Source organism: Pseudoalteromonas luteoviolacea, from assembly GCF_021654285.1.
Classification (GTDB): domain Bacteria; phylum Pseudomonadota; class Gammaproteobacteria; order Enterobacterales; family Alteromonadaceae; genus Pseudoalteromonas; species Pseudoalteromonas luteoviolacea_J.
Genome location: NZ_JAKFZS010000008.1, coordinates 107,622 through 121,847 on the forward strand (window position 1 = coordinate 107,622; position 14,226 = coordinate 121,847).

Annotated in this window: 10 protein-coding genes; 4 read left to right on the forward strand and 6 right to left on the reverse strand. The window is 39.2% G+C overall.

Going from position 1 to position 14,226, the window contains the following annotated elements:
- Positions 1–37: 37 nt before the first annotated feature.
- Positions 38–1,333, reverse strand: coding sequence for a homogentisate 1,2-dioxygenase (hmgA, locus tag L1077_RS09210; protein ID WP_237136564.1), 1,296 nt, complete (start codon positions 1,331–1,333; stop codon positions 38–40).
- A gap of 118 nt (positions 1,334–1,451) precedes the next feature.
- Here hmgA and L1077_RS09215 point away from each other — a divergent pair, with 118 nt between their 5' ends.
- Positions 1,452–1,898, forward strand: a complete 447-nt coding sequence (locus L1077_RS09215; RefSeq protein WP_237136565.1) for a MarR family winged helix-turn-helix transcriptional regulator — start codon at positions 1,452–1,454, stop codon at positions 1,896–1,898.
- Between the two features lie 50 nt (positions 1,899–1,948).
- On the opposite strand, the gene L1077_RS09220 is transcribed toward L1077_RS09215, so the two are convergent.
- The 3 genes from L1077_RS09220 to L1077_RS09230 form a co-directional block, all read right to left on the reverse strand.
- Positions 1,949–2,773 carry a hypothetical protein gene (locus L1077_RS09220; protein ID WP_237136566.1) on the reverse strand — a complete coding sequence of 275 codons (825 nt, stop codon included), beginning with the start codon at positions 2,771–2,773 and terminating at the stop codon, positions 1,949–1,951.
- A 212-nt stretch (positions 2,774–2,985) separates the two neighbouring features.
- A complete protein-coding gene (locus L1077_RS09225; RefSeq protein WP_237136567.1) occupies positions 2,986–6,201 on the reverse strand; it encodes a TonB-dependent receptor in 3,216 nt (1,071 codons plus the stop codon).
- A gap of 44 nt (positions 6,202–6,245) precedes the next feature.
- Entirely contained in the window at positions 6,246–7,097 is an 852-nt protein-coding gene (locus L1077_RS09230; protein ID WP_237136568.1) for a S1/P1 nuclease, read from the reverse strand.
- 221 nt (positions 7,098–7,318) lie between these two features.
- Here L1077_RS09230 and L1077_RS09235 point away from each other — a divergent pair, with 221 nt between their 5' ends.
- On the forward strand, positions 7,319–8,209 hold the full coding sequence (locus L1077_RS09235) for a hypothetical protein (RefSeq protein WP_237136569.1): 891 nt from the start codon (positions 7,319–7,321) through the stop codon (positions 8,207–8,209).
- The gene (locus L1077_RS09240; RefSeq protein ID WP_237136570.1) at positions 8,206–9,129 is read left to right on the forward strand and encodes a hypothetical protein; all 924 of its coding nucleotides are present in this window, start codon (positions 8,206–8,208) and stop codon (positions 9,127–9,129) included. The genes L1077_RS09235 and L1077_RS09240 overlap by 4 nt, the downstream gene beginning before the upstream one ends.
- Positions 9,130–9,183: 54 nt before the next feature.
- Here L1077_RS09240 and ushA read toward each other — a convergent pair whose 3' ends face one another.
- Positions 9,184–10,767, reverse strand: coding sequence for a bifunctional UDP-sugar hydrolase/5'-nucleotidase UshA (ushA, locus tag L1077_RS09245; RefSeq protein WP_237136571.1), 1,584 nt, complete (start codon positions 10,765–10,767; stop codon positions 9,184–9,186).
- 63 nt (positions 10,768–10,830) lie between these two features.
- Positions 10,831–11,019 (reverse strand): hypothetical protein, encoded by a 189-nt coding sequence (locus L1077_RS09250; protein WP_237136572.1) that lies wholly within the window; start codon positions 11,017–11,019, stop codon positions 10,831–10,833.
- Between the two features lie 339 nt (positions 11,020–11,358).
- Here L1077_RS09250 and L1077_RS09255 point away from each other — a divergent pair, with 339 nt between their 5' ends.
- On the forward strand, positions 11,359–14,223 hold the full coding sequence (locus L1077_RS09255; protein ID WP_237136573.1) for an insulinase family protein: 2,865 nt from the start codon (positions 11,359–11,361) through the stop codon (positions 14,221–14,223).
- Positions 14,224–14,226: the final 3 nt, after the last annotated feature.

Here is a 14,226-nt window from a genome sequence, read left to right on the forward strand (position 1 = left end):
GCCAATATACATATAGTTTTTTAAGCAGATTTATCTATTATGCACCTTTGAAGTACTTTTTGATGCCTTTCCAACAATCTGAATAGTTTGGTTGGCGTTCTTTGCCTTCCAGCGCATATTTAGTTGGAGAAATCACATAACGAGATTCAAACATAAACGCCAAGGTATTCTCGTAGCGCTGCGGTTCAAGTTCTGCGTTTGAGGCTTTTTCAAATACATCAGCTTCAGGACCATGTGGAGACATGCAGTTATGCAAGCTCATGCCACCAGGCACAAAACCATGCTCTTTTGCGTCATATACACCTTCGATAAGGCCCATAAATTCACTCATGATGTTACGGTGATAATATGGTGGGCGGAACGTGTTCTCTGCAACCATCCAACGTGGTGGGAAGATAACAAAATCAACATTAGCAACGCCTTCTTCGCTTGAAGGAGACGTCAAGACTGTGAAAATTGAAGGATCTGGATGGTCAAAGCTCACTGTATTCATCACGTTGAAACGCGAGAGGTCATATTTATATGGTGCGCTGTTACCTGTCCATGCAACCACATCCAGTGGAGAATGTCCGATATCACAACGGAATAGGTTGCCATTGAATTTAGCGACAAGTTCAAAGTCACCTTCTAAGTCTTCAAATGCTGCGACAGGGTATTGGAAATCACGCTCATTGGTGTAACCATTTGCGCCAACTGGTCCACGTTCAGGTAAAACATAAGGGTGACCATAGTTTTCGCAAATATAACCACGTACATGTTCACTAATTAGCTCAACGCGGAACTTAAGACCGCGTGGGATAACTGCAATTTCCCCCGGTTTAATTGCTAGCTTACCGCACTCTGTATGTAATACGAGCTCACCTTGTTGAGGTACAAATAATAACTCACCATCAGCATTATAAAAGTATCGACCTTCCATTGAGGCATTGGCAACGTATACATGAATGCCAATACCTACTTGGCCATTTGCACTGCCATTGGCAGCCATTGTAATTAGACCATCAATAAAGTCTGTTTTCTCAGTAGGCACTTCAACTGGGTTCCAACGTAGCATTGACGGTGGCGTTGGTACTTCTGTAATAGGACCTGTTCTCACTAAGCCATTGCCCATTGGTTGGTACTCACCTTGTAAAACAGATGGGCGAATACGATAAAACCAATTTCTGCGGTTTTCAGCGCGAGGTGCTGTAAATGCAGTTGTATTATATTGCTCTGCGTATAGGTCGTATTTCACTTTTTGCGGTGAAAACTGTCCAACTGGTAACGCGCCTGGTAGGGCTTCAGTTTCAAATTCGTTACCAAATCCTGTCAAATAGTCGAATTCTGTACTCATTTTGCGTAGACTCCATTGATGTTTTCTGTAAGATACTCTCATGTGAGAGTAATTGCAAACATCCTGATAAAGATGTACTGTAAATTAATAATTACAAAAATGAGAGGTGCTTTGCACTGTGAGTGAATCAAAGATTTTAGATATTAGCCAATTTTTGCCTTATCAACTTGTCGCCTTGTCTACCAAGGTAAGTGACGATTTTGCACACGTTTATAGCCAAGAAGCCGGGTTAACTCAGGCTCAGTGGCGTGTGCTCTCGCATGTGATAAATATTCAATTTGCAACGGCGAAGCAGATTTGTGAGTTAGCTAATATGGATAAATCGACTGTGTCACGTGCAATAAAGCAATTAGAGCAGAAGCAATTCCTTCGTCTTAATCAGCACCCGAACGATAAGCGTGCAACAGTTATAGAATGCACTGATATGGGATTCGATTTGTATAAACAGCTGACGCCGAAAGCGTTAGAGTGGGAGCAAGCTTTGTTAGAAAATTTCTCTGAAGGCGAAAAAGATACTCTGAAAAAGCTTATCTCAAAATTATCACAAAGCGTTGATAAAGAGTAGGCTAGAAATGGCGCATCACGATATACTTGTATGCGCCAAAGCTTATCGCCTTATAGGCTACGCAGCTTGTTTATAACCGCTTGAATACCATCAAACTTAGTTTTTCTATACTGAGCCTCTTTGACTCTTTTTAGGTTTTCCCAATAGGCTTCATCGCCTGGATACTGAGGCTCAATAACATATGAAGTGATTGTATTACCATGAGGGTCTCTTAGTGAGCATTTGTACTCTACGACTTGATCGTGGGGATCTGGCTCTTCACAGCGTTCACGCAAAGGCAAATCGACACTTTTTTTCTTTCGCAGCATCGTATCTAATATATTCGCTAGGTTTTGTGCTTTGGTAGAGACGACACTTTTAGAAACATAGCCCTGCAAATAGCGCTCAGTATAAATTGCAACTACCACTGATGCTGCAAGTGCATAGGTATCTGCCATATAGTAGAAGTCGTTGTTGTAACGAACATTTAGCGCTCTATGATTAATAACGTCTTCTGACTTAACCAGTAAGCTACTTAGCAAAGCTAGATCTGGTGCACCATATCTAGCAGTGTCAGAATAATGTTCCATTGATGACTCTAAAGACCTAAATTCTGAGATGAATTCAAACTCAGCATCTTTGATTATCTCAGCTCTAACGCGCTCTTGAATTGCTTGTAAACTAGCTTCACTGAGCATGACATAATTAGGCCCACTTGAGCCAAAAAAGCGGTTGAAAAGTAAAGAACCGACGCCTGATAGCAATTGATCTTTGGCTAGGTCTAAAATTTGTTCGCCTGCGCTGGCTGCGTCAGCTTCTTGCTGAGTCGCATAGGTTGGTGTGGCAGCGATACTGCCAAATATGGTTACACTTAGTAGTAATGTTTTTAATTTCATTTGAATTTATCCTTTTCAAAATATGTCGCTGTTTTCCAATTATGCAATTTTCATTGCTCGAATATTATATTCAGTCGAGTGTTTCTATCTTATGAATTGAGTTAAAAATTAGATGGCTTTGAAAGGGATGTAATTACGTCATAAATGGAAGTAAATAAAAAGGCCAGAATAATTCTGGCCTTTGATATCTAATTACTTGTTTAAGTTAGATATTAGAATGTGTAACGGACACCAAGTTTAGCTCGCCAAGCTGACTTGTTATCGTCTATCTCGTTAAAGTTACGAACGTCTGCACCACCGAATTTGTTTTCGATAATGATTTTGTCGTCTTCAGTCAGTCCACCAAAGTCATAAATGCTTTGGTTAGGGAATTTCAAGCGCTCTTCTTGGCCCCAGTCACTATTTAACATGTTCGCAAAGTTTTCGATCATGACATAAAATTCAGCTTTGTGGTCACTGTAGAAACCTGGTATCTCTTGCTTGAAGCTAACATCCATAGTTGTAACCCACGGCTGTCTGTATGTGTTGCGATCAAGGATTTGACCTCGCTCGCTGATACCCGCTCGATTTAATAGTTGCTCTAATTGTGCCCAGCCAAAGTTCTCAGGATCTTTATAAGAAACATTCTGATCATCAGCACCTGATGGGATGTATGCTAGGTATGCACTATTAGAGTAGAAATCACGAGTATCGCCGTAGGCACCATCTCTATAGAAGCCCATAACATAACTATATGGACGTCCTGAGCGTCGCTCGAAGAATAGGTTAAACTTAGAGTCGTATCCATCAACAAATTGAGTTGTGTAACTAACATTTAGTTTTAAGCTGTGTTCAATCTCATAGTAACCAGCAGCGACGTGGTCGACGTTACGGCTCTGTGTAACAGCGTGCTTATAGTTACTTTGCGCACGAGATGAAGAACCTGGAGCTACATCTTCAATGTCTTGATGTGTATAACTAGCAGACACATATAAACCGTTATCAAATTCTTTGGCTAGTGATGTCGTGAAAATGATAGAGCGTACATCTTCAGATGCGTTTGTCATCTTAATATCAAAGTTTTCAGCCGCTGCGTCATTGTAGATTGATTCGTACTTAACGCGCCCATCTTTAGAAGTACCAACAGCCTCTAGCGCAGTATTTTTCCAAACGGCTTCGTTCTCTTTTATGTGATAAGATAATTCTGCTGACCACTTAAATCCATCGCCAAGAAGCTCTGAATCAAATTCATAATCAAAACCAACTTGAGCTCTGATACTTGAAGGTAATTCAAAATCAGGGTCCGTGTAGTTTGTGCTACCAGCGCCCGGTGCCAATGAGCCTTTTACAACTCCAGGTACAGATGCGAAACCTGCATTGTTAACTTTTAGCGGGTCAGTTTGAGCACGGTTATTGTTATCTTCAACATACTGATCAACAACAGCGTTACTTGCTGTGACATAGGTTAGGCCATCATTTTGGTATGGGTTGTTATACCAAACATTTGGAATACCGCCTTGGAAGCGACCTACACCACCATTTATTGTTAGTGCATCTGTCGCATAGTACTTGAAGCCAATGCGTGGCAGGATGATATCGACACCATCTAGGTTCTCTTGGTTTGAGAAGCCATAAGTTTTTGCAAACGCTGCGTTAAGAGTTGGTTTGTCGCTTGAAGATAAACGCTCATAACGTAGGCCAACATTTAGCTCTAAATCATCAGTAGGATAGAATTTGTCCTCGATGTATACAGCTAATTGCGTACGTGTTGCATCATATGCTAGGTCGTTCGCTTCATTTGTATATGCATTACGATAAGAGAACTCATCTAAGTTACCAGCAGCAAAGTCATCCAAAGAGTCAAATGTCCATGAGCCTTTTGTGTTTGCAGCAAATAAATTATAAAGGCGGATGCTTTCTACATGTGTACCGAAGTTGATTTCGTGGTCACCGTAGAAGTATGTACCGTCAAACGTGAATGTTGATGTTTCTGTTTCAGAGATATTGGTGTGACGGAATTCATCGCGACCAAAGTTAAAGCTTGGAGTACGGCTACCATCAACATGAACTTCAACAGTTCCTAAATCTGAGTTGTTGATACTTTCACTTGCAACATCTTTGTAAGCAAAACCAATCTCAGTTGAGAAACTATCAGTCCAATCTGAATAAATCTTCGTTGAGAAGTTATTGAATGATTTTTCTTCTGTGAAGCGACGCGATGCTAATAAAACCTCATCTCCGCCTTCAGAGTATTCACGGTCCTGATTGTCATCTTGCCACTGGTAAGTGAAATCAGCACGGTGAGCATCATTGATGTTCCAGCTCAACTTTACCAATAATGTGTCATTAGTGCTTTCCGGATCTCCACCAAGCTCATCTGTTAAGCCATAAGTGTTTTGCAAGATGTTGTTAAAACGGTCGAAATCTGCTTGCGCAATGTCGTGTTCGTGAGTGGTGCCAGCACCTTCCCAGCCATAAGAAAGCTCTTTAGTTTGAGTCCACGAGTTATAGTTTACAAAGTAGAAAAGCTCATCTTTTAAAATTGCACCACCAGTACTAAATCCATAACGGTTTTCGTTTAGGATAGAGTCATCAGATACCGTTTCATATGTGCGATGACCGTCTTTGTCTTGTTCACCAGAGATTTCATTTATTGAGTCTAACTTGCCTGCAAGACTTGGGTTAGAAAACTCGTAGAAACCGGTAAATGTATATTCGTTTGATCCTGACTTAGTAACAGCATTAATTTGGCCACCACCGAAGTTACCTTTTTTAGCAGAAAATGGTGCTGCATCTACAGACACCTGCTCAATGGCATCTAGTGCTACAGGCGGCTGTTGAGTTGGGTAACCACCAGAGCTCAGGCCGAAGTCGTCATTTTGACCAATACCATCAACAGTAAAGCTGTTTGTTTTTGGGTTGTTACCAGCAATTGTCAATTCACCTGCGCCATTTACTGAAGCAAGTGGGTTTAAACGGGCTACGTCTTTAAGGTCGTTGTTAAAGCTAGGCATATTCTTAAGTGTTTCTTCACCAAATACGCTTGATGAACCACCTGCTTGTTGAACGATTTTGTAACCTGAAACTGAAATTGTCTCAATTTTCTTTGGTTCTAACTGAGAAGTAACACGACGTGTTTGACCTAAGTCTAAGTAAATATTATTTAGCTCAGAATCACTGTATGTGTCAGAATCAAGGATAACCTTGTATGGACCGCCTACACGAAGACCCTTGGCGATGAACGCACCAGAATCGTTTGTCACAAACTGGCTTACGGTACCAGTTGGTTCGTGAATGACTGTTACTTTAACGTTTGTGGCAGCACTGCCTTCAGGAGTAGTGATTTTACCTCGCATCGATGAAGATGTTTCAGAAGCAAAAGCTGAAGCAGACACGCCTAGGGCTAAGACTAAAGCACCAGCTACTTTAGTTAAGCGAACGTTTTTCATTATGTTGTTTCCCGTGTTATTAGGTTTATCAGTTAGTTTAAATATCATTTTTCAAAACTTTTATTTATAGCAAGCGCATTAATTAAAGGCTTTGAGTTAGTGTCAAAAATTTGGTTTAGTATTCCTGCCAATCTATAACCACCTTGTTGTAGGCGCAGTTTAATAGTAGGCGTATGCTTATATATATAACCCCAACTTATTTCAGTTTCATTGCTTTTATATATTTTCTCTGCAATTTCGTTTGATTCTAATAACCAATCAGAAGGGGCGCTGTTTAGATAATCAGCAATAAGTTGTTTATTCGAGGTTGTTACTGAGCGAGTAAATTCTGTGTATGATAACTTTTGGTGCTCCACTAACTCCGTGTCGAAAACTTTATGAAGGTTAGTAGACTTTCCAAAAAATTCTACTTCGATTTTATTGCCACCAAGATCAGCAGCTCTACCGGCATGAAATGGCTGATGTGCATCCCCAACTAAGTGGACAAGGAACTTTAAAGCAAATTGCTTGTCTTCTGTATTAGAAGAGGCGTTTTTGAGTACATTAATTGAGTAGTTGATACCATCAAGTATGTGCTTTACTTCGTGTTTATGTTCAATAGATGGATTGTTGTGACGGTGCATTTTCGAAGCATCATCAATGTTTATGTAATGCCACTTCCCAGACTGTTTACGCCAAAAAGCGTCAGGGCTTGAACGCATTTCGTCTGGCCATGTTGATACTTCTGCTAGTGAATCATCACCTAGTAGCATTTGCACATGAGAGTTTGCAGTCGGAGTGAGGTTAATTTGAGCGAGCTCACCTATTACCCTGTGCCCGTTTTGGCCCCAAGCAATGGCAGAGCTGCTTACTAGGCATGTTCCCAGTACTAAAACTTGAATTGAACTTCTAAACATCACTCACTCGACTAAATGTAAATCAAAAAATTACTGTGAATTCCAATGCGGTCAATTGTCCGGTTTTTTTAGGAAAAAAAAAGGAGTCAAGAGAATTCATAATTTCTTATTAATAAAGTATATAAATCAGAGGCTTACTTTTCATTGGTAAATTTACCTGTTGCAATAAGTAATTAAAGTTGATCTAATAAGCATGTAGGAAATAAAAGAATCTAATTGATGTGAATTACAATTTCAAATTAAGCAATAATACAACCATTGTTACAGTTTTGTTTCTATCCGTTTTGGCCTGCTTTTTTCTTGCAAAGCAGTTAAATAGTGCGAGTTCAGTCGTATTACCTAACCTGTTAGAGAAGCACGTGCAATGTAAAACACGCTCAGTATCGAACACTCAATCGTTTAATGTGCATGTACCAGTTAAAAAGTTAGCTGATGAACTTGCTCTAAAACTGTGTGCTGATCCTGTCCTTGCTAAACAGTATGGGTTAGTCAATGTATATTGGAGTGGTAATTTAGCTGAGCAAATTGACTTTATTGCCAAAGGGCTTGCTGATTTGACTCTGTCAAAAGATAACGTGATGAAGGCACTGATGGCTGAATCAACATACAGTTACCGTGCCGTGATTGGCTACCCTGAATATACCGCGTTTTTTATTTCGAATAGGGAAAAACCAAAACTTGAAAAAGCTTATTTCTTAGACAAAAAAATTGGTTTACTCGATTACCCCACAAGTAGATCAGGTCATATTTTGCCTAAACAAACCTTTAAGCTGCTCGACATAGATATTGATGCACTCGATATTCAATATGTGACTTCCCATAAAACGCTAAGAGAAAAGCTTTCCTCTGGAGAGCTGGATATCATAGCAACTTATTGGAATGAAGATGATGAAGCATATTTTTCTAAGAATTATATTACTCCAACGGGCAGCAATATTAGTGGCAGTAAATGGTATTTAAAAATGCTGAATGACAACACAGAGCTTGCGTGTTCATTGCAGCGCCTGTTGAATCAAATCGTTCAAGATTCGGGTTCAAGCTATTTTGATAGTGTCAAACAGTATTGGCAATGTCGCGTTTTTCCTTATGAGTTTTTAGGAGAACGACCATGAAAAAGCTAAAGAAGTTGGCCACGTTTACGTCATATTTAATATTCTTTTCAGCTATTTTTGTTTTGATGTCAAAATCGACGATTGAAGATGTGATTTATCATGAACAGCAAGAAGTAAAATTGAGGGTCTCACTAGATAAATACAGATTGCCACTAGCAGATCCAATGCTGAATTATTCTGGCGATCCTGATGCGCTTAAAAGCTACATTGAAGGTATAAACGTCAGCTTGCAGGAACAAAATAGCCGAATTAAATTATTGGCGATTTCAAATTCGCCTATTTTACCTTCTGAAGGGGAGAGTGTTGAGCAATTGAACTCTCCTGGAAATCGAACATACATATTATTAAAAATCAATGAAGAGCATAATAGCTTCTTACTTATTTTTCCTTTGGTATTTGCAATCTTAAATTTTGCATTGCTAAAGAATATAACGAGAACAAAGTACAAAGCACAGGCGCGCCCAGAGAAAAAGGTTACACCACCAAAGAAAACCGCATTGCAAATTGATTTATACTCTAAAACTTTGCAATTAAGCTCTGACAAGGAAGCAAAAGTACAGTTAGCAAATAAACCATTATGCTTTTATTTAGCCTTGCTTGAATACTGCAAATTGTATCCAGATGCTTCATTAAATCAAAATAAAGAATTGCCTGATGAGTTACTCGACATGGCTGATAAATATTTTCATCGTTTAGTTGCATTGGGACACACAATTAGAAAACGCCCTAACTTTTCAAACAGCTTAGAAAAAACATTAAGTGAAATTCGTGCTGCTTTAGACGAGTTATTACTAAGCACACCAGACTTAAAATTAAAGTACTATCCACCAAAAGCACATGGTGAGGGATCGCGTTCGAAGCTGCACAGCTACGCTTTGACGCAGATACAAGAGGGCGATATTGAAATTATTGGTAAGTAACAAAGTTTAAGCATGTAGCTTTGTGCTACATGCTTAAATTATTTTGATATAGCTTTAAAGGCTTTCGACTTTTATTGGTGAGTGTTTTTCAATATATGCACGTAGTACTTGTGCATCTGTACTGTCAGTAATTTGAAAGTTTTTCTTTTCCGTTAAAATAGGGTACCCGTCGCCACCGGCTGCATTATAGGTATTGATACTCATTCTATATGTTGCATTAATATCAAACTTTTTACCATTGATTGAGCGTATTACAGCTTTAGCATTATTAATTTCAAAGTCAATTTTGTGGTATTGCAGATATGCACCTGCATCAGGAGGGAAGCTACCCACTGTGGTTAGGTATTCTACTAACTCAGGGCCTTGCCAATCTATGTAGGCGACACGGTTTTTAAATGGGTGAACCTTTAAAATATCTTTATAATTGATGTCACCTGCTTTAATACTTGCGCGAATTCCGCCGCCACTGATAATGCCGAAATCGGCGCCAACCGCTTCTGCTTGAGCGTTGATTATCAAATCAGCAAGTTTACTTTGTTCAAATCTTACAATGTCTCTGCGACCATCTAAGAAAGCATCGATGTTGCCTACTGCGCCAGAGAGCTTTTCAGCCCCTTTTTGCTGATATGGTAGCAGGAATTCGTAGAGCGCTTGATCTTTTGCTATTTCAGTCGTGATGAAGTTGCCTTTAGCGTCTTTTAAATTTACAGGAACAAGCTCGTAGCTTACTAGTTCTTTGTTACCTTTTTCTATCTTGAAAACGGCTTTACCAACGTATTTTCCCCACTCATGTGCCTGCATGATCCAAGTACCATTTTGTTGATCTGGCCAGCAAGCCTTACCTGGGTAAAAAGTAGCATCTGGGTTACCATCTTTATCAACACATATAGGCTCTTGAGAGTGTCCGCCAATGATCATGTCGAGCGTATTCGGTTTAAGGTTTCTGGCAAGTGTGACATCTCCTGGGGCATTGATGCCATGTTTTGCGTCATGATAGTGGCCCATATGAGTAACAGCAACGACGACATCTGGCTTATATTTATCTTTAATTTTATATGCTAAAGGCTGTGTTGCAGCTGCAGGAGTAATAAAGTTTAGGTGACCAATGTATTCTGGGTTTGCAATTTTTGCTGTGTCTACAGTTGTTAACCCGATAACAGCTATTTTTAGCCCATCCTTCTCGATGATGGCGTAGCTTTGATAAGCGGGTTGATTGGTGTTTTTATCGATAATATTTGCTGACAATATTGGAAAATTAGACCAAGCAATTTGCTTATCTAGAACGCTTAATGGATTATCAAATTCGTGGTTACCGATCGCCATGGCATCGTAACCAATCTTGCTCATGCCTTTAAAATCAGGCTCTGCAATTTGAAGGTCCGACTCTGGTACACCAGTGTTAATGTCACCACCTGACAAAAGTATCACACTATGGCCTTTTGATTCTGCATCATTACGAAGCTTATCAATAAGTGTTTTACGTGCTGCCATGCCATATTCACCATTTTCATTGTGCCAAAAGCGTCCATGATTATCGTTGGTGTGTAAAACGGTGAGGTACTGAGTATTTGTTTTGGTTGTAATTAACTGACAAGCAGTCAAAAAAGAGAGTAAAAACAAAGAAATAATTATGCGCATAAATTATTTTAAAATCTGAACTTATTTATGCGCGTAGTTTAAAGCAATTACACGAAAATGACATTACAAAGTTGGTGAATTGGAGTGATTACGGGAGCTCATCACAGCCTCTTCTCGTCTATTCAATTCACACTTGGCGTACTCTTGCTTTTTATGCTTGGTTTCTATCATCCAGTTTAAAAAGCACGCTGGTAATTTACTGTATGGCTCCCCTGCATGTATACCAAAGTCGCAAATTTGCTCATCAATCATAATTTAGCCCCTGTTATTTTTATACTACTTGCCTTGTATCATCAGCTTACTTACTGTGCGAATCTAGGCAGTTTAGAGCGTTTTTGAATCAAAAAAAACACTTTTCATCATAAAATTTAACCTTTTTGTGTGTTTTTAAAACTAAATGAACGGGATCTAGGCTTAAATATTTAGCATGTGCGTGTTATTTATTAGACCTTATTTATGTTTAACAAACAGTTACACTTTTTCTGAGCTTGTACTTGTGCGTATGCAACTTTAATATCAGTATATGAATAATTGTTTAATGCAGTATGCAGTGTCGCTTAGGACTCAATGCATACTTGAAATGGAAAGTATATGAAAAAATTATTGGCTTTGGGTGCTATATCTCTTGGTATTTTAGCTGCTTGCTCCTCTACGACTCCTAGCAATTCTGGTAGTCAACTTATTGCAGATAATTTAATTGTGAGTCCTAATGATGACAGGGCGTATAAAATACTTACTCTCGATAATGGGATTGATGTGGTACTTGTTTCAGATCCCAGTGCTGAAAAGTCTGCCGCCGCATTGAGCGTTGGCGTTGGTTTATTACATGACCCCATGGCACAACAGGGCATGGCGCACTATTTGGAACATATGTTGTTTTTAGGGACTGAGAAATACCCAGATCCTGAGGAGTATGCTGCATTTGTGCAAAAAAATGGCGGTTCTCACAATGCGTACACTTGGTTAGATGTAACCAATTATATGGTTAAAATAAACAATGATGCTTTTGACGAAGCGCTGGATAGATTCTCTGATTTTTTTAAATCAGCAAAACTCTACCCGGAATATACTGAGAAAGAAAAGAATGCGGTAAATGCCGAGTGGTCAATGCGCCGAGAAATGGACTTTTTTGGTCAGTTTAAGCTTGCGAGGGATTTATTGGGCGAGCACCCTGCAAACCGTTTCTTAATCGGGAATTTGGAAACCTTAGGTGATAAAGAAAACAGCAATTTACACGAAGAAACTGTTGCCTTTTATAACAAGTACTACTCATCAAATATCATGAAATTAGCCATGGTATCAAATAAGCCTCTCGCTGAGATGGAACAAAAAGCAAGAGCGCATTTTAGTGCGATACAAAACAAGCAGATCTCTGAGCCTGTTATAACAACCAAATTAGACTTTGACCAAATCGGATCAAAGCGCATTCATTACAGGCCTAATAAAGATGTTAAGTCACTTAACGTAGAATTTATTATTGAAAATAATATGTCTGACTTTGCAGTTAAACCAAATTACTTTGTGAGTTATTTACTGAGTAATGAAATGCAAGGTAGCCCAGCGCAGGTTCTTAAAGATAAAGGTTTGATAGCTTCTTTGACTGCAAATGCTTCAGCCAATCACTACGGAAACTATGGCGTACTCAATGTTGAAATTGAACTGACAGATCAAGGCATGGAGCAACGTGAGGTTATTGTTGCGACAGTAATGCAGTATATAAACTTGATTAAAGAGCAGGGCATTGATAGTAAATATTTCGAAGAAATCAAAACATCTCTCGACAATCAGTTTAGGTTTTTAGAAAAAAGAGATGAATTCTCTTATGTCAGCACACTCGCCGCGAATATGCAGGATTACCCGCTCACGCATGCTGTTAATGCGAACTATCATTTTGCCAAGTTTGATCGCCAAGCGATAAAACAGGTTCTGGACCAGCTTACTCCTCAATCTATGCGAGTATGGTACATCAGTAAAAATGAACCTGTAGATAGTAAATTACATTTTTATGATGGTGAATACAAAGTTGAAGCAATTTCTGAAAGTGAAGTTGCATCATGGTCTAAGCAAAGTGAGTTTGCTCTCAGTTTACCGAGCATAAATCGCCTATTGCCTGAAAATTTTGATTTAAAAACGGCCGCCTCAAACAATGTTGAACAAGTGTATGAAGGCGAAAGAGTTCAAGCTTGGCTTAAATCAAGTGAGCGGTTTGCAGAGCAACCTAAAGGCAATATTGAGATATTCTTAAATAGTGAACTGCCAATTAATAACATCGAAGCGCGTGTATCTGCCAGTGTTTGGGTAGACCTTTATGAAATTGAAAAAGCGAAATTAATAACCGAAGCACAAGTAGCTGGTATGGGGCTCAATCTGAGAAACTCAAATGGCCTTGTTTTATCTTTATCTGGCTTTACTGATAAACAGCTGAAGCTACTTGATGAGGCTCTTAAGGGTTTTGCGGTCACACCAACTCAAAAGCAGCTAGATCAAGCGATTGATAGATACGTAAGAGCAGTTAAAAATAAGGGCAAGCAGATACCTTACTATCAAGCTTTTGATGCTTATAGGCAATTAACCCGTGAGGGCAGTTTTGACGCTGAAGAACTTATTAAAGCAGCCCAAGGGCTAACGATAGAGAGTTTTAAACAGGCTCAATTAGATTTGTTTGAAAACAATTTAGTGCGTGTGTTTGGCTATGGTAATTACAATAAGGCCGATATTGAAAAGATTGTTTCGCGTCTTGAACATAGTTTTGGTAAACAGGCTGAACAAACTCAGTACGTTAGAGCCGGCTTTTGGCAACCTAAGTTAAATGAGTATGTCGTATTACAAAAAGATGTCGATGTAGCAGATGTTGCGGTAGTTGATGTGTCTGTCCACCCAGTTAAAGGATATAAGCAAAAGGCGACTGCTTTGATCTTGAAGAATCACTTAAGGCAAAAAGCGTTTAATACTCTGCGTACAGAGGAACAACTTGCATATGCTGTGGGCGCTTTTTCAACCAGCATTGATGAATATTCTGCAATCGGTTTGTTTATTCAAACACCAGTTAAAGGTCCGCAAGAAATGCAATCCCGCTTTGATGCTTTCAAGCTTGAGTATTCAGAAGAGTTACAAAAGTTAACTGACGAAGAGTTTGCGCAAATTAAAGCGTCTACATTGGCGAACTTGAAAGAAGAGCCTAAAAACCTTGCGGATGAAGCAGAACCTTTCTTTACTGATTGGTACAAAAATACGCTATCTTTCGATTCACAAGCGCGCTTGATTCAGGCAGCTGAAGAAATAACTAAAGATGACATTAAGCAATATTTTGAAAAGACGATTATGAATGAAAGTGCACCGCGCTTAAATGTTCAGTTGAGAGGCAGTAAATTCAAGGAACATGCATTCGCTGATTTGCCTAACCAAACAAAGATAAGTTCGATGAAAGAGCTATACAAAAAGGTAAAATATAAGTAAATT

What these genes read in the sequence shown, in the direction of transcription:
- hmgA (WP_237136564.1), bottom strand. Translation starts at nt 1,333, where the DNA reads ATGAGTACAGAATTCGACTATTTGACAGGATTTGGTAACGAATTTGAA.
- L1077_RS09225 (WP_237136567.1), bottom strand. Translation starts at nt 6,201, where the DNA reads ATGAAAAACGTTCGCTTAACTAAAGTAGCTGGTGCTTTAGTCTTAGCC.
- L1077_RS09220 (WP_237136566.1), bottom strand. Translation starts at nt 2,773, where the DNA reads ATGAAATTAAAAACATTACTACTAAGTGTAACCATATTTGGCAGTATC.
- L1077_RS09255 (WP_237136573.1), top strand. Translation starts at nt 11,359, where the DNA reads ATGAAAAAATTATTGGCTTTGGGTGCTATATCTCTTGGTATTTTAGCT.
- L1077_RS09250 (WP_237136572.1), bottom strand. Translation starts at nt 11,019, where the DNA reads ATGATTGATGAGCAAATTTGCGACTTTGGTATACATGCAGGGGAGCCA.
- L1077_RS09240 (WP_237136570.1), top strand. Translation starts at nt 8,206, where the DNA reads ATGAAAAAGCTAAAGAAGTTGGCCACGTTTACGTCATATTTAATATTC.
- ushA (WP_237136571.1), bottom strand. Translation starts at nt 10,767, where the DNA reads ATGCGCATAATTATTTCTTTGTTTTTACTCTCTTTTTTGACTGCTTGT.
- L1077_RS09230 (WP_237136568.1), bottom strand. Translation starts at nt 7,097, where the DNA reads ATGTTTAGAAGTTCAATTCAAGTTTTAGTACTGGGAACATGCCTAGTA.